Below are 16,129 nucleotides of genomic sequence, written 5' to 3' on the forward strand. Positions count from 1 at the left end.
GAACCTGGTCAGTCGATGTAAAGAACCTGCTTCACCGCCGCGATCGTCTTGGGGACGTCGGGCTTGGCGGCCTTCTCCAAACTCTTCGTGTACGGCATGGGCGCATCGGCCTGATGCACGCGCAAGACCGGTGCATCGAGATCATCGAAGCAATGGCGCTGCACATAATCGACCACCTGCGCGCCGACGCCGCACACTTCCCACCCTTCTTCCACGACGACCGCACGATTCGTCTTGCGCACCGACGCGACAATCGCGTCAACGTCCATGGGCCGGATGGTGCGCAGATCGACGACGTCGCAGCGAATGCCTTCCTTCGCCAGTTGATCGGCCGCCTGCATGGCCACCAGCACCATCTTGCCATGCGTGATGAGCGAGCAGTGATCGCCTTCCCGCTTGAGATCGGCCTTGCCCAGCGGAATGATGTACTCCTCGTCGGGCACTTCGCCCTTGGTGTTGTACAGCATTTCGCCTTCGAGGAAACACACCGGGTTGTCGTCGCGAATGGCCGCCTTGAGCAACCCTTTCGCGTCGTACGGTGTGCCAGGCGCCACCACCTTGAGCCCGGGGATGTGCGCGAGCCACGATTCGAACGCCTGCGAGTGCTGCGCGCCGAGCTGCAGCGCCGCGCCGTTGGGGCCGCGGAACACCATCGGCATGGGGAACTGGCCGCCCGACATGTACAGCATCTTCGCGGCCACGTTCACCACCTGGTCGATGGCGAGCAGCGCGAAGTTCCACGTCATGAATTCGATGATGGGCCGCAGGCCGCACATGGCCGCGCCCACACCCACCCCGGCAAATCCGAGTTCGGTAATGGGCGTGTCCACCACGCGCATTTCGCCGAACTCCTGCAGCAGTCCCTTGGAGACCTTGTACGCGCCCTGGTAGACGGCGACTTCCTCACCCATGAGGAAGACGCGATCGTCGCGGTGCATCTCTTCGCGCAACGCCTGATTGAGAGCGTCGCGATATGTGATCAATGGCATGGTCGTGGCGCTCTCAGCTCGTGGTTTCGACGAGGATGTCTTCCATGAGCGCCTCGAGCGGCAACTCCGGGCTCGCTTCCGCGAAGTCGATGCTTTCCTGCACGATCTTCTTGATCTCTTCGTCCATGGCCGTCACTTCGGCGGCGGTGATTTCGCCCGCCTCTTCCATGCGCTGACGGTGCAGGGAAATGGGATCGCGCTTGAGGTACTGCTCCAACTCTTCCTTCGTGCGGTACGTGCCGCTCACCGCGTCGGACATGGAGTGACCCATGAACCGATACGTGCGGATTTCGAGCAGCGTCGGCATGCTTTCCTTGCGCGCGCGCTCGATGGCTTCGGCAGTCGCCTTGCGCACGGCCATCACATCCTGTCCGTCCACCACATCACGCGGCATGTCGTACGACGCGCCGCGCTTATAGATGTCGTGGATGGATGACGCGCGCTCGAGCGCGGTACCCATGCCGTAGCGGTTGTTTTCAATGATGAAAATGCACGGCAGCTTCCAGAGCGCCGCCATGTTGAGCGCCTCGTGAAACGCGCCCGTGTTCACCACCGATTCGCCCATGAAACAGGCAATGACCTGATCGCCGCCGCGGTAACGGATGGCGAAGCCCACGCCCGATGCAATCGGCACATGGCCACCCACAATGCCGTGACCGCCCAGGAACCCGAGCTGCTTGTCAAACATGTGCATGGAGCCGCCCTTGCCCTTCGCGCAGCCATCCTGACGGCCGAAGAGTTCGGCCATCACCGCCCGTGGCGTCATGCCACGCGCGAGCGCCTGACCGTGATCACGGTAGGTCGTGATGATGTAGTCGTCGGGACGCAGCAGCGAGATGATGCCCGTGGACACCGCCTCCTGGCCGATGTAGAGGTGGCAGAAGCCACCAATGCGGCCGATGGCATACATCTCGGCAGTCCGTTCTTCGAAGCGGCGCTGCAGGAGCATGCTGTACAGCAGCTCCTTGTGCAGGGCGGCGGTGTTGTCCGTCTTCACGGTCACCTGGGGGTCGGATTTCTTCTTGGGAGGCATCAGAACTGCAGAGGGGAGTGTTGGGTGGTGAGTTCTGAGTGAATCAGGCGAGCGACGCGGCCTGGACTTGCTCCCAGGCGTGGTAGCTGGAGCGCACCAGCGGACCACTTTCCACGTGTCTGAAGCCCATGCGCATACCGATCTCATACAGCTCGCGGAATTCTTCCGGCGTGACGTACCGATCGAGTGCGATGTGCGAGTCGGAAGGGCGCAGATACTGACCGAGGGTCAGGATGTCCACGTCCACGGTGCGCAGGTCCTTCATGACTTCCACCACTTCCTCGTTGGTCTCGCCGAGGCCAAGGATGATGCCGGTCTTGGTGGGGATATCAGGGGCAATGCGCTTGGCGGTGCGGAAGATCTCGAGGACGCGCTCGTACCGTCCGCCGGGGCGCGCCTTCTTGAAGAGGCGCGGCACCGTTTCGGTGTTGTGGTTGTAGATCTCCGGGCGCGCTTCGAGTACGGCGCGAATGGAGTCCACGTTCCCCTGGAAGTCCGGGACCAGCACTTCCACCGAGCATTCCGGGAGGCGCTGGTGAATTTGCCGGATGGTTTCGGCGAAGATGTAGGCGCCGAAGTCCGGGAGGTCGTCACGATCCACGGACGTGATGACGGCATGGCGGAGACCCATGCGGGCAATGGCTTCGCCCACCCGATTGGGTTCTTCGATGTCGTACTCCGGCGGCTTGCCGTGGGCAACGGCGCAATAGGCGCAGTTCCGCGTGCAAACGCTGCCGAGAATCATGAACGTGGCGGTGCCATGCTGCCAGCATTCGCCGATGTTCGGGCAATGGGCTTCTTCGCACACGGAATGAAGGTTCAGCTCCTTCATCATGTGCTTGAGGCGAATGTAGTTTTCTCCGCCGGGAGCCTTCACCTTGAGCCACGAAGGCTTCCGCTCGGGAAGCGCCTCGCGGCGGTGACGCCCCATAATCTGTACCAGCTGCTCAGCCATATCCGGCACGGTAGTGCCCGGGGGTGGCCCGGGACGTGAAGTTTGGAAGCTAGCCCCATGTACCGTTTCCGGAAACAGTTGGGTAACCACTTATCCAAAAATAGCCGGAATTCCCCTCTGGGATGAAACCTTCAGGCGGCTGGCTCGTAGGGCACGATGAATCCTTTACCGCGCTGAGGCGCCTATGCTCCGCACCTTGTTCACTGTTGGAATCGTTGCCCTGTTGGGGCTGGTGGCCCTCAAGCTGGTCTTTGGCCTGCTGGGACCGCTGGTGGCCCTGCTGTTCTGGTTGGTAGGCCTGGCCATCAAGGTGCTGCTGCTGGGCGCAGTCATTTACTTCGTGTTACGCGTCGTCAGTCCGGTCACGGCTGAGAAGATCGAACGCGCCATTCGCGGCTAAGCGCCGCGGGTCGCTGACATCGTGTGACGGGGGCGCGCCGGATTTACGGCGCGTCCCCGTCGTGCATTGGTTCCGTTCCCTGGTCGGGGGCACCTTCTCCGTCGGGGCGATCCTTTTTGCCGCGCGACCGACGGGCACCGCCGCGACGGCCCCGACGTCCCCGACGCCGCGGCCGGGGGGCACCTTCGGACATGCTTTCCACGCCGCCCGCCTCTTCCTCGTCGGCGTCGTCGGTCTCGTCGCCATCGTCTTCGACGTCTAGGCGCGCCGGACGCGCCTGGCGCACAGGTTCCCCGTCAACGTGATCGCCGGGGAGAAGGCGCACGCCAGCCTCCGCCTTGTCAGCGTCTGCGCTGCTGCCGGGAGTGCTGGCGTCGCTGTCAACTGGGGCGTCGGTCGTGTCGGAGGTTTCGCGGCCTTCCTTTTTTCGACGCCCGCGACGTGACCGACGGTTCCGCCGACGCTTGCGCCGCGGTTGACCGTCCGCATCCACTTCCCCAGCGTCCCCGTCGCCGTCCGGCTCGCCATCGGCCTCGACTCCGTCGGGGCCATCGAATTCGTCGTCGGATCCCTCGGCACTCCCGCCCATTGCCGCGTCACGAGGCGATGACAGGTCGGCAGTGGAGGGACGAGGCGCCGGGTTCGCATCGGTGGCGTCTTCGCGGCGTGCCGGTGCCGCCTCCGCCATCGGCGCAACCTCTGGCAGCGTTGGCTCGGCGGGCACCGGTTCCGACATGGCGGCCCCGGCATCGGCGGCGCCCATGATGTCATTGAGCGACCGAGTGTCCCGCCGCGCTGACGGGGGCGCGAAGGGATCATCGAGTTCAAGGGTGGCATCGGCGTACGGCGACCGCGGCTCATCCCGCCGCCGAGGGGGGCGGGCATCAGCGGTGCGATCCCCCGACCGTTCCGGCCGCGGCGGGCGAGGTTCCCGGACGTCACGCGGGGGCCGATCGGCACGCGGCGCGTCGGTGCGCTTCTCGCGTTCCGGGCGCTCGCCACGTGGCAGGCGCTCGGGACGTTCCGGACGTTCCGGCTTTTCCGCGCGGGGTGGGCGTTCCGCAGGCTCCAGGCGCAACGCTGGGCGCTCCGCCTCGGTCTCGGGCGTGCGTTCACGAGGCCGGCGACGCCGCGGGTCGGGCGCTGGTTCCCCGTCAATGCCCCGGGAGCCATCGCGCTCCCGCACTTTTTCACGAATTCGTTCCACCGACAGCTCGGCCGGCTCTTCACGGCGCTTACCACCCTGGCGAGCGCCCCGGCGATCGTCCGGGGCGGCATCCACAGGGGAGGAGCCCACCACCGCGCGGCGTCCACGGGCCCCCCAGGCCCACTTCAGGGCACCGATGGCGTCGGTCATGGCCACCCGGCGGGTTTCGCGCATCCGCACGCCGTACGTGGGTTCCATGGGCACCGACTCCACTTTTCGTGCGTGCGGCGCCAGGCGCAGCAGCAGATCGGTGTTGGCGGTCCAGCTGTCTCCGCTGACCAGGGCGGTGGCCCCCGCGACCCGGATGGCCTCGCGCAGTGCGGAGATCCGGACCAGTCGCATGGTAGCGGTGAGATCCTTGACGCCCTCCACCTTCACGAAGGGACGCATGGCCCAATGCCCGTACTTGAACAGCCGCTTCACGGCCGTGGGAGCGTCCGCCACGGTGAGTCGCTCGCCCACCACCAGATCGGCACCGCCCTCGAAACGCCGGGCAAACTCCGGCACAATACCGGGCGGGTCGGTGAAGTCGCCCTGCAACAGCAGGACGGCGTCGCGCCGGGGGTACCGCGTCAGTCCGGCGACATGCCGCAATAGGGCATCCACGGCGCCGGCATAGCCCAACCGGGTCGCCCCCCGAATGACGGAGACGGGCATGGCGCGTTCGTACTGCTCGGCCACAGCGGCCGTTTCGTCGGTACTCGCATCGTCGTACACCACCACTTCGTACTCGCGCGGGAATTCGGCCAGCACTGTGCGGAGCCGCCAGAGCAGCACGCCAATAGTGGCAACTTCGTTGTGCGCGGGAATTGCGAGGTAGAGCACAGGAGCGGCGAGAGGGTCGTTCAGGCGAGTCGTCTGGCGCCAGTCGTCCGAGAGGCTGTCGTACTGGCGTGCGTCGATAATAACAGAGAAGAGGCCCCAATGGGGTATACGAAGAGGAACGGCCGTGCGGGCCGTATCGCGTTCATCACGACAGACCCCTACCTTTCCTTCATGTTCGACGAGCTCCGCGACTCCCTCCGTCATCTCTCCTCCCGCCTCGACCCCGACGAACGTCGCCGGATGAGCGGCGGGATGCGGGACGCCATGGTCCATGCCAAGCTGGCCATCCAGGACCTGCGGACGGCCCTGACGACCACGGAAGCGCGACTCCGGACAGAACAGGCGGAGCTGGAGACCGTGCGCCGTCGCCAGGGACTCGCAGCGCAAATTGACGACCAGGAAACGGTGGCCATTGCGGAGCGGTTTGCCGCGCAGCACGCCGAACGGGTTGCGGTACTCGAGGCCAAGCGCATGGTGCAGCAGCAGGAGCTCGACCTGGCGGAACGCGAGTACGAGTCCATGAGCGCCGACCTCAAGCGGATCATGTCGGGTTTTGCGCCTGAGGCGTCGTCGCCGGACGCTGCCGCCCGTCGCGAGGTGGAGGCGCTGCTGTCCGATGATCCACTGGCCGCCGTGGACGGGGCGGAGCTTCCCCCCGCACCGCGTCGCAGCCGCGCCGAACGCGAGGCCGACGCCGAAGCGCGGTTGGCCGATCTCAAGCGACAGTTCGGGAAATGACCGCCGGCGGTCCACAGCGATGCTCCGCGTGGTTGCGGGCGCCGCTGGCCGTGTTTGGCGTGGCCGTGTGCCTGGCGAGCAGTGCCATCCCCGCACGCGCGCAGCAAAACACCAGAGTGGAGCCCCCACGACAACCACCGGTCTCCAGTCAGGGACGTTTGCCGGTGACCGGCTGTTCGGGGCAGGTGATCAGCGATATCGTGGTCATCACGCAGCCTCCGTTCACGGACAAGTTGCCGCGGGACCTGGAGTGGGTGCGCCGGACAGTGCGTGCGATGCACGTGAACACCCGAGACGAGGTGGTCCGGCAGTTCCTGCTGCTCAAGGTGGGCGAACCCTGCAATCAGATCAAACGCGCTGAGTCAGAGCGTATTCTCCGTGCGCAGCCGTATCTCGTTGATGCGCGCATCCGGGCGTATGACGACGAAGAAGGGGGCGTCCGGCTGGAAGTGGAAACGCGGGATGATTTCAGTCTGCTGTTTGAGCCCATCCTGCGTGGTTCGTCGCCGCAGTTCCGTGGACTGCGATTGGGGGACAACAACCTGGCCGGCTTTGCCACGCAGGCGGCGGTGGAGTGGCGCGATGGCCTTGCCTACAACGACGTGCTGGGCGTGAAGTACACCGATTACCAGTTCTTCGGTGGCCGCGATGAATTGCGCATGGAAGCACGCCGCGATCCGTTTGGCCAACGTCTGAATCTGGAGGTCGTGAAGCCGTACTATACCGACCTGCAGCGATTCGCGTGGGTCGCGTCGGTTGGAGGCACGCGCGAGCCCCTGCGCCTCTTGCGTGGCGACGTGGAGCAGAACGCAGTCAACGTCCGACGCGCCTACGGAAATGTTGGCGCGCTGACGCGTGTGGGGTCGGTGGGGCGACTGAAACTGCTGGGGCTTTCGCTGACGCGCGAAGATGAACGCACGGATTCAGCCGCGCTGCTGTTGACGCGTGACGGTGTGCGTCCGGACACGCTGGGCGCGCCGCCCGCGCCGTATATCCGGCAGAATGTGATGCGGGCCAATCTGCTGATGGGGATACGCGCCATCCGCTTCGTCCGCGTGCAGGGGTTCGACGCGCTGACCGGTGCGCAGGATATTCGCGTCGGGGTACAGGCGGGGATCTCGGCCGGTCATTCCCTGCGTATCGGTCCCGCCGTGGACAACGACCGCTTTGTGTCCACGAACATCTACATCGGTTGGGGCGGTGAGAAATGGTTTGCCGGCGCGCAGGGCATTACGGAGGCGCGCTACAGCAAGGATCGCGACCGGTGGGAGAATGTGATTGGCAGCGGTCGGGCCGCGTGGTATTTCCGCCCGGCGGTACGGCAGACCACCGTGATCCAAACTGAATGGGCCACCGGTCGTCGCATGCAGGCCCCCTTTCAGCTGTCGCTGGCCGATCGTGAGGGGGGACTGATGGGGCACCGGTTATCACAGGAACCTGGAGCTCGCCGTCTGGTCGTGCGGGCCGAACAGCGACTGGTTGTGCCCACGCGATTGAATGTCGCCGACGTGGGTTTGGCCGGATTCGCTGAGGCAGGGCGGTTATGGTCGGAGCGTTCCGTGCCCTACAGTTTGGATACGCCGTGGCGTGGCGCCGTGGGCATTTCGCTACTCGCCGCGGTGCCGCCGCGCTCACGACGCCTGTGGCGCCTCGATCTGGCGTTCCCCGTGAGCAACGACCCCAACAAGCGCGTGGAGCTACGCCTCACGGGACTCGATCGCAGCCGCACCTTCTGGCGCGACACGCGCGACGTGGAGCGGAGTCGGGAGCGGACCGCGCCAACGTCGTTGTTTACGTGGCCGTGAGCACCAACCTACTTCACGTTCGCCATCATCTTGCGAATGGGGATCACCATGGCGAGCAGGATGGCTGTGCTGACGAAGAGCGCAATGGCGGTGCCACTGAATACCGCCGGTGTCTGCTCCAGCTTGGACGGATCCACGTGACCGCCCACGAGGCCGGCGACGAGGTTGCCGACTGACGCGGCCAGGAACCAGATGCCCATCATCTGTCCCACATACCGACGCGGTGCCAGCTTGGTCATGGATGACAGACCGACGGGGCTGAGACACAGCTCACCCCACGTCTGGAAGAGATAGCTGAAGATCAGCCACCAGGGTGATACGAGCACGCTGCCACCACCGGCCACTACCTTGTTGGCCGCAAACACCATGAGCTGGAAGCCGATGCCGGCGAGCGCGAGCCCCAAGGCAAACTTGGCCGGGCTCGAGAGCTCCAGATTCTTCTTGGCAAGTCCGAGCCACAGCGCGGCGAAGATCGGCGAGAAGAGAATGATGAACAGCGAATTGACAGACTGAAACCACGTGGCGGGAATGCTGAAGCCGAAGAGGTTCCGGTCGGTAAAGTCGTTGGCGAACAGCTGCAACGACGTGGGAGCCTGTTCGAATGCCGCCCAGAAAATGGCCGCAAAGACGAACAACACGAAAATCACGCCACTGCGCTTCTTCTCGTCGCTCGTGAGGCCGCCGAAGGCGAAAATGTAGGCGAAGAACGCCACGGCAATACCGACCAAAACAAAGGTCATGACACTGCCAATGGCCAGGGGATCGATGTCGACCACGCCGCTCGACGCGAGCGCAAATACCAGCGCCAGCACACCAAGCCCGGCGAAGGTGCTGGTGCGCACCATCGATTCCTGCTTTGCCTGCGCCGTGGCGTCCGGATTCCGCACGATATCTTCTCCAATGGGGCCCAGCAGCTTCTTCGCAAAAAACCAGAAGCTCAGCAGACCAAAGGCCATGCCAATGCCTGCAGCGCCAAAGCCCCAGTGCCAGCTGACGCGCTCGCCGAGATACCCGGTGACGAGCTGTCCTACAAAGGCGCCGGTGTTGATCCCCATGTAAAAAATGGAGAAGCCGGCATCGCGTCGCGCCCCGCCTTCCGGATACAAATCACCAACAATGGCGGAGATGTTCGGCTTGAGCAGTCCCGTGCCCAGGACGATGAGCACCAGTCCCAGAAAGAAGAACGACTTGCCGATGCCCGGCCCGGCAAATCCCGACACGCCAATGGCGAGGTGTCCCCCGGTAATCAGCACCGCGCCAATCAGAATGGCCCGACGCAATCCCAGCCAGCGGTCGGCTATCCATCCGCCAGGCAACGAGGCGAGGTACACACTCGCGGCATAGATGCCCACAATGGCCGAGGCCTGGGTGCGTTCAAACCCGAAGCCTCCTTCGTTGAGGGCGGCGGCCATGAACAGTACGAGCAGCGGGCGCAATCCATAATACGAAAAGCGTTCCCACATTTCGGTGGCGAAGAGCAGACCAAGCCCCTTCGGATGGCCAAAGAACGAGCGGTCGTTGGTGACGGCGGTGCTCACGGGGTGGGGACTGAGGTGGGAAGTTCCTTGATGCACGCCACGAAATGCCCTGGGGCCTTTTCTTCGAGTGGCGGCACGATGGTGGTGCAGGCGGCATCCTTGAGCGGATGTGGACACCGCGGATGAAACACACAGCCGCTGGGCGGGTTGGCCGGTGACGGCGGGTCGCCCGGGAGCAGAATACGCTGGCGCACGGCGCCGGGCTCCGGCACCGGGACAGCCGACAGCAACGCCTTGGTGTAGGGCATGCGCGGCATGGCAAACAGCTGCGCCCGCGGCGCCAGTTCGACAATCCTGCCCAGATACATCACGGCTACCCGATCGGCCATGTGCGAGACGACGGCCAGATCGTGCGCAATAAACAGATAGGAGAGGCCGCGATCACGCTGCAGGTCGCGCAGCAGGTTGACCACCTGCGCTTGCACGCTGACATCGAGTGCCGAGACCGGTTCGTCGCAGACAATGAACGACGGCTCAACGGCCAGTGCCCGCGCAATGCCGATACGCTGACGCTGCCCGCCGGAGAACTCATGGGGATAGCGTGCGGCGTACTCGGCGCGCAGCCCCACTTCATCAAGCAACTGGGCTACCCGACGGTCTGCTTCGGCACCTTCTGCCAGAGCATGCACGATGAGCCCTTCCTTGATGGCGGTGCCCACCGTCATGCGCGGGTTGAGTGACCCGTAGGGATCCTGAAAGACGATCTGCATGTGCCGGCGCATGCGCCGTAATGCCTCTCCCTTCAGGGCCATGACATCGGTGCCGTCAAAGTGCACGGTGCCGCTGGTGGGCTCAATGAGCCGCAGCAGGGTGCGCCCTGTGGTCGTCTTGCCGCACCCCGATTCGCCGACCAGGGCGAGCGTCTCACCGCGCCCCACGTCGAAAGACACATGGTCCACCGCCTTCACGGCCCCCGTGACGCGCTGCAGGATGCCGCTGCGAATGGGGAAGTGCTTGGTGAGCCCGCGTACGGAGAGCAGCGGCGTAGCTGACGCGGTCATGTCTGCTGCTCCATGGCCATCACCCGGTGCTCCGGTTCCTGCACGAGGTGGCAGCGGGATCGGTGCGCGGGCCCTACCTGATAGAGCACCGGCTCTTCGGTGGCGCAGCGGGCAAAAGCGTGCGGACAGCGATCGCGGAATGCGCAGCCGCTTGGCAGGGCACCCAACGGGGGCACCGAGCCACGAATGGTCGTGAGGCGGTCGCGTGTGCTGCCCAATCGTGGCATGGCCGCCAGCAAGCCTTCGGTGTACGGGTGCGACGGCGCGGAAAACAACGAGGCGACGGGCGCCTCTTCCACCACGCGCCCGGCGTACATCACGATCACCCGGGACGCCATCTCGGCGACTACGCCAAGATCATGTGTGATGAGCAACAGCGCCATGCCGGTGCGTTCCCGCATGTCGCGCAACAGTTCCAGGATCTGCGCCTGAATGGTGACATCGAGCGCCGTTGTGGGCTCGTCGGCGATGACCAGGCGCGGCGACAGCACCAGCGCCATGGCGATCATCACGCGCTGCCGCATGCCACCAGACAATTCGTGTGGGTACTGTTTCGCGCGCGCGGGCGCATCGGCAATGCCCACCTGTTCCAGCATGGTCACCGCCTGCTGCCACGCGTCGGCCCGTCGGCACTTGGTGTGAACTCGCACCACCTCGGCGATCTGATCGCCCACGGTCAACACCGGATTGAGCGCCGTCATGGGCTCCTGAAAAATCATGGCCATCTGGCGGCCACGAATACTGCGCAACGACGGCTCGTCGAGCGTGAGCACATCGCGCCCGTCGAATCGGATCTGACTGCTGCCCGTGATGCGCCCCGGTGGCGGCACCAGGCGAAGCAGCGACAGCGCGGTGAGCGACTTGCCGCACCCCGACTCGCCCACGAGGCATACCGTTTCCCCCTGCGCGACCGTGAACGTGATACCGTCCACGGCACGGACATCACCGGTTTTCCCGGGGAATGCCACCTGCAGCGATTGAACGTCGAGCAGGGGCTGGTCAGTGGTGGGTAATGTCACGGGCGAAGCGCAGGGGAAGCGGCCGCCGGAGCAGACGGCGCGGACTCGGCAAACTGGACCGGCGCGAAGCGGTCGCGCAAGGCGTCGCCCACGGCATTGCAGGCGAGCACAGGAAGGACGGTGGCCAGGCCGGGAAAGACGGTGAGCCACCATTCGGTCTGAATGCCCCCCGCGCCGTCACGCAGAATGTTCCCCCAGCTGGCGGTGGGCGGTTGGATGCCGAGCCCAAGGAAACTCAGCCCGGCTTCGAGGCCGATGGTGTTGGCGACACTGAAGGCGCCGCTGATCATCAGCAGCGGCCCCAAATGGGGGAGCAGGTGACGCTGGAAAAGTCGCGGCAGCGGCACGCCCGTGGCGCGCGCGGCCAGCGAAAACTCCCGCGTGGACAGCGCGGTCAGCTCATCCGCCACCAGTCGGGCCACCGCATACCAGCCGGTGAGACTGATGAGGAGGATGAGCACGGGGATGGTGAGGGGGCCGGCTACCCCGGCCACCGCCAGCAGGACCAGCAGGCGCGGCACGGAGAACGCCACATCCAGAAGGCGTCGCAGGGTGGCCGACAGCGGCGAAGGGGCAAAGGCCATGGCCGCGCCGTAGGCGGTGCCAATGGTCAGGGTGAGAATGACCGACGTCAGCGCGAACCCCAGGGAGACTCGGGCGCCGTAGAGCACGCGACTCAACACATCGCGGGAATAGGCATCGGTACCAAACCAGTGCGCGGCCGAAGGAGCACGGCTCTTCAGGGCGACGAGGTCAAGCGTGTCGTTGGGGGGATACGGAGCCAGCCACGGCGCTGCCACAGCGACGACGCCCAGCATAATCATGAGCAGGGCACCGGGCTTCCACGCGGCGCGCTCGTGTCGGGGTGCGTTCATGCGGCCGGCGCTGAGGATGGCACCACCGACCGCGATCGCTCGCCCATCCGGAGGCGCGGGTCGGCCACCTCGCGCAACACATCCACCGCCGCCCCGGAAAAGGCAATCACGGCGCCGCCCACAATGACACAGGCCGCCACCACATCGTAATCGCGCGCATTGATGGCATTGAACAGGGTGAGCCCCATGCCCGGCCAGGCAAAGACCTGCTCCACAAACACCACGCCCATGATGTTGAGCGGCAGCAAGATCCCCAGCACGGTGAGCACCGGCAGCAGCGACGCGCGCCACGCCTGCACGTACACTCTCCCCCACGGCAGCCCCGCCGCTCTGGCGGTGCGCACAAACGGCTGTTCCAGCGTGTCGCGCATACTCTCCCGCTGGTAGCGCGCCAACGCCGCGGTATCAAACAGCGCGATCACCAGACACGGCAGCACCAGGTGACACAGGCGATCCCGCCACTGATCCGTTGGCGGCATGTACACGTGCAGGTCGCTTACCATGCCGCCGCTGGGGAATACCGGCCAGATCACACTGAAGAGCAGCAGGAGGAACAACGCGATCCAGAATTCGGGGAGCGCGTAGAGCAAAAACACCGCGGCATTGCTGAGGCGGTCACCCATGGAACGCGCATGAATGCCCTGCCACGCCCCCAGCGCTGTTCCTGCCAGCACGGCGAGCAATACGCCGGGCAGCACCAGCACGAGGCTGTTGGGAAGCGCATCAAGCACCACGGCCACCGCCGGGCGCTGCTGCGACACCGACCACCCGAGATCCCCCTGGGCGGCGGCGGAAATCCAGCGCACGTACTGCACGATGACCGGCGCGTCGTAGCCGTACACCGCCCGTCGGCTTTCACGAACCGACGCTGGAACACCTTCTCCCAATGCCGTCGCCGGGTCACCCGGCGCCAACTGCAGGCAGAAAAACGCAAAGGTGGCCGCGGCAAATGTCGCGACCACGCCTTGCAGCAACCGGGCGCCAACGCGCCGGGTCAGGGAGTTCAGCGCCCGCCTCCGGCAGGCACCAGTCCGATGCGGTCGCGATCAATGCGTTGCGTCGGATCGACACGCCACTCGGCAAGATCGCTGTACCAGCCGTCGGCACGCAGTGGTGGTACCACAAAGCGCTTGTGCAGTACGACCGGTGCCTGCAGCTCAAACAACCAGAGTGCCGGGACATCGTTCACGGCCTGTTGAAACGCACGTGCCCACAGGCGACGGGTCTGGGCCGTGTCGAATGAGGAAAGCGCACTGTCGGCAAAAGCGTCGAAGGCGCGACTGCTGTACTTCACTTCGTTGCTTTCGCCGTTCGACATCCAGCTCTGTCGCATCCCCACCAGTCCGGGGTTGGCGGCGATCCCTCCCAAATAGCTGTCGAACCGTTTTTGCGGAATACGTTCCTGCAGCGCATTGATTTCCAGCAACACCGGCGACGCCTTCACCCCCACGGCGCGATATTGCTCCTGCAACAGCACGGCAAAGCGCTGGCGGGTCACGCTGCTGATGGGGACAAAAATGTCGAAGGCGAGTTCGCGTCCGTTCTTCTCCCGGACGCCATCATTGTTGCTGTCACGCCATCCGGCCGAATCGAGCAACGCTCTGGCGCGCGCCACGTCGTATGGCAATTGGGAAAATGCCGCCGTGTCCGGCATGAGGGCCCGGGGCGCCGGTCCAAAAGCCACCCGGCCAAGCGAGTCGAGCACATTGCGGACGAGGGCCTTCCTATCCACCGCCATGGCCAGGGCGCGCCGCACGAGGGAATCGCCAAAGACCGGGTGAGGTTGGGTATTGTCGGTTGGGTTGCGCTGGTTGAACGCTACGAAGTTGTAGGTCAGTGCGGGATTCAGGACCATGCGCAGCGACGGAGACTGCGCGACCTGCGCTACGTTTTCGAGACCGATCGTCTCCAGAAAATCCGCATCGCCGGCAAACAACTTGACCGTGGCCGCTCCGAGATCCGGCGTAATGCTCCAGATCACCCGATCGAGCTTCGCCCTGCCACGCGCGTTGGTGGTATCCGCCACCACTTCAATCCGCTGTCCAGACTCCCAACGGGCAAAGCGGAAGCGGCCGCTGCCCACCGGGGTGCGCGCAAACGCCGCCCGGCCCAGCTGCGCCATGGGAATGGTGTCGAGCAGGTGCGACGGCAGGATGTACATGTTGTACGTCGCATCGTAGAACTGCTGCGGCATGCGGCGCTTGAACCAATAGTCCACCGTGCGTTCGTCGCGTACGGTGACGGAATCGATGTTCCCCAGTAACGACCGGATACTGGCACCGACACTGTCATCGGTGTACACCCGGAAGGTGTAGGCCACATCGGCCGCGCGCACGGGCTTCCCGTCGTGCCAGCGGGCGGCCGAGTCAATGGAAAAGGCAATGGAGAGGGAGTCGGTCGCCCACGTCCACGAGGTCGCGAGTCGTGGCTGAAATCCCGCGTCGCCGTTGGTTTCCAGCGCCGGACCGATGTCGGCCAGCTTGTCGAAGATGGCGCTGACGACAGCGCCTCCCTGCGTGCCAACGATTTGCGGCGGAAACAGCGTGCTGGGTTCGGCCGGCACCACCACAATCAGCGTGCCGCCATTCTCTCCGCTTGCCTGATCCGACTGGTCGTCACCGCCGCACGCTGCGGCCGCAGCCAGCGCGAGCGTGCCCAAAAAGGTCGCGATTTGCCTGGTGGGCGAGGAGCGCGGTCGGAAAGCGGGAGCTGGGAGCATTGCAGCCGTTTGAGAGTGGAGGGGAATCACGACACCGTACGATGCGGAATGCACCCTACCGGCGCCAGAGCCATTCGGGACTGGCAAAATGCCCGTGCTGTAACGCGAGTACGCTGTCCCACGCACGATCGGCAACAAACGGTGTAACCGTACCGATGCCCGCCAGCGCGTGATGCGTGGCGGCATAGACCAGGCGACGCAGCTCGTGGTCGGCATGGTGTGGAAAGGCGCTGCCCAGTGTGGCGGCCGCTGGCGGGGCCGGGCTCGGGGCCCCGGGGATTGATGCCAGCCGCCCCTGATCATCGTGCAGCAGCAGGCTGCCGTGCTGGAGATACGCATCGCCCTGCCTCCAGACGGCACTGCCCACCAGCTTGCGGCCGTCCACCGTGATTTCCCCTTCGGCAGGAAGGTCAAAACAGACCGGGCCATCCGGCATGACCGGTTTGCCGGCTCCGGCCAAGCGGGCGGGTAGGCCGAGGGCCGTGAGGGCGCCGAGCAGCATGCTGTTGATGGCATCGTAGGCGCGGCGCCACGGCACCTCAGCCGGCAGCGGCAGCGCCACGCTGTAGGTGAGTTCGCGCCAGTGGAGCAGGGCCCGGCCGCCGGTGGGTCGACGGACGGCGTCGAGTCCGGCCGCCGCCAGTCCGTCCGGGGGGAACCGACCGGCCGTGCGTTCGTTGCGACCAAACGACACGGTGGGTCGGCTCCAGCCATACCACCGCCAGGTGCCGGCTCCAGGACGGACGGTGGCCAGCAGCGCCTGATCGGTGGCCATGTTAGTGATCCCATCGTGGGCGCCATCCTCCCACCAGCGCCACTGCGCGGGCAGCACGGGGGCGAGTCCGGACTCAGACATGGCGGATCTGGGGCAAAGGGCCTGTCATGCGGGCCGGTTGGCGGATGGTTCGGCGGTGGAGCATTGGCGTTAAATTATCAGGGCTGGGCGCTTCCATGCGTTGTCCGATCCGGGCACTTCGTGGTTGTCCGCGCGTTGATTTGTGGCTGGACCGCCGGCCATCTGTTTG

General features: G+C 65.2%; 13 protein-coding genes and 1 pseudogene. 3 read left to right on the top strand and 11 right to left on the bottom strand.

The features are described from left to right. Positions 1-8: 8 nt before the first annotated feature. The 3 genes and pseudogenes from GEMMAAP_RS04660 to lipA all read right to left on the bottom strand — a co-directional run. Positions 9-1,019: pseudogene (locus GEMMAAP_RS04660) on the bottom strand (pyruvate dehydrogenase complex E1 component subunit beta); the annotation flags it as partial. After that, positions 1,003-2,022, bottom strand: coding sequence for a pyruvate dehydrogenase (acetyl-transferring) E1 component subunit alpha (gene pdhA, locus GEMMAAP_RS04665; RefSeq protein ID WP_043581066.1), 1,020 nt, complete (start codon positions 2,020-2,022; stop codon positions 1,003-1,005). The gene pdhA and the pseudogene GEMMAAP_RS04660, both read right to left, overlap by 17 nt. A gap of 43 nt (positions 2,023-2,065) precedes the next feature. Next, entirely contained in the window at positions 2,066-2,977 is a 912-nt protein-coding gene (gene lipA, locus GEMMAAP_RS04670; protein WP_026850046.1) for a lipoyl synthase, read from the bottom strand. A 184-nt stretch (positions 2,978-3,161) separates the two neighbouring features. Here lipA and GEMMAAP_RS04675 point away from each other — a divergent pair, with 184 nt between their 5' ends. After that, entirely contained in the window at positions 3,162-3,377 is a 216-nt protein-coding gene (locus GEMMAAP_RS04675; protein ID WP_026850045.1) for a hypothetical protein, read from the top strand. A 43-nt stretch (positions 3,378-3,420) separates the two neighbouring features. Here GEMMAAP_RS04675 and GEMMAAP_RS04680 read toward each other — a convergent pair whose 3' ends face one another. Then, positions 3,421-5,409: a glycosyltransferase family 2 protein gene (locus tag GEMMAAP_RS04680; protein WP_026850044.1), complete on the bottom strand. Its 1,989-nt coding sequence runs from the start codon at positions 5,407-5,409 to the stop codon at positions 3,421-3,423. Between the two features lie 171 nt (positions 5,410-5,580). Between GEMMAAP_RS04680 and GEMMAAP_RS04685 the strand changes: the two genes are divergently transcribed. Both GEMMAAP_RS04685 and GEMMAAP_RS04690 read left to right on the top strand, forming a co-directional pair. Continuing rightward, positions 5,581-6,147 carry a hypothetical protein gene (locus GEMMAAP_RS04685; RefSeq protein WP_026850043.1) on the top strand — a complete coding sequence of 189 codons (567 nt, stop codon included), beginning with the start codon at positions 5,581-5,583 and terminating at the stop codon, positions 6,145-6,147. Beyond that, the gene (locus tag GEMMAAP_RS04690; protein WP_026850042.1) at positions 6,144-7,952 is read left to right on the top strand and encodes a BamA/TamA family outer membrane protein; all 1,809 of its coding nucleotides are present in this window, start codon (positions 6,144-6,146) and stop codon (positions 7,950-7,952) included. Before GEMMAAP_RS04685 ends, GEMMAAP_RS04690 begins: the two co-directional genes overlap by 4 nt. Positions 7,953-7,960: 8 nt before the next feature. On the opposite strand, the gene GEMMAAP_RS04695 is transcribed toward GEMMAAP_RS04690, so the two are convergent. From GEMMAAP_RS04695 to GEMMAAP_RS04725, 7 genes are read right to left on the bottom strand one after another with little or no spacing between them, the layout of a single operon-like run. After that, positions 7,961-9,490, bottom strand: a complete 1,530-nt coding sequence (locus GEMMAAP_RS04695) for a peptide MFS transporter (RefSeq protein ID WP_026850041.1) — start codon at positions 9,488-9,490, stop codon at positions 7,961-7,963. After that, positions 9,487-10,491, bottom strand: a complete 1,005-nt coding sequence (locus GEMMAAP_RS04700; protein ID WP_043581064.1) for an ABC transporter ATP-binding protein — start codon at positions 10,489-10,491, stop codon at positions 9,487-9,489. The genes GEMMAAP_RS04695 and GEMMAAP_RS04700 overlap by 4 nt, the downstream gene beginning before the upstream one ends. Next, positions 10,488-11,510: an ABC transporter ATP-binding protein gene (locus GEMMAAP_RS04705; RefSeq protein WP_043581062.1), complete on the bottom strand. Its 1,023-nt coding sequence runs from the start codon at positions 11,508-11,510 to the stop codon at positions 10,488-10,490. The genes GEMMAAP_RS04700 and GEMMAAP_RS04705 overlap by 4 nt, the downstream gene beginning before the upstream one ends. Continuing rightward, the gene (locus GEMMAAP_RS20900) at positions 11,507-12,385 is read right to left on the bottom strand and encodes an ABC transporter permease (protein WP_053334256.1); all 879 of its coding nucleotides are present in this window, start codon (positions 12,383-12,385) and stop codon (positions 11,507-11,509) included. The genes GEMMAAP_RS04705 and GEMMAAP_RS20900 overlap by 4 nt, the downstream gene beginning before the upstream one ends. Beyond that, a complete protein-coding gene (locus GEMMAAP_RS04715; protein ID WP_145979005.1) occupies positions 12,382-13,347 on the bottom strand; it encodes an ABC transporter permease in 966 nt (321 codons plus the stop codon). The genes GEMMAAP_RS20900 and GEMMAAP_RS04715 overlap by 4 nt, the downstream gene beginning before the upstream one ends. A 41-nt stretch (positions 13,348-13,388) precedes the next feature. Next, complete coding sequence (locus tag GEMMAAP_RS04720) at positions 13,389-15,104, bottom strand: peptide ABC transporter substrate-binding protein (RefSeq protein ID WP_158514734.1); 1,716 nt, start codon at positions 15,102-15,104, stop codon at positions 13,389-13,391. Positions 15,105-15,159: 55 nt separating this feature from the next. Further along, entirely contained in the window at positions 15,160-15,960 is an 801-nt protein-coding gene (locus tag GEMMAAP_RS04725; protein ID WP_053334255.1) for a lipoate--protein ligase family protein, read from the bottom strand. Between the last annotated feature and the right edge of the window lie 169 nt (positions 15,961-16,129).

It is taken from the genome of Gemmatimonas phototrophica, from assembly GCF_000695095.2.
In the GTDB taxonomy this organism is placed as follows: domain Bacteria; phylum Gemmatimonadota; class Gemmatimonadetes; order Gemmatimonadales; family Gemmatimonadaceae; genus Gemmatimonas; species Gemmatimonas phototrophica.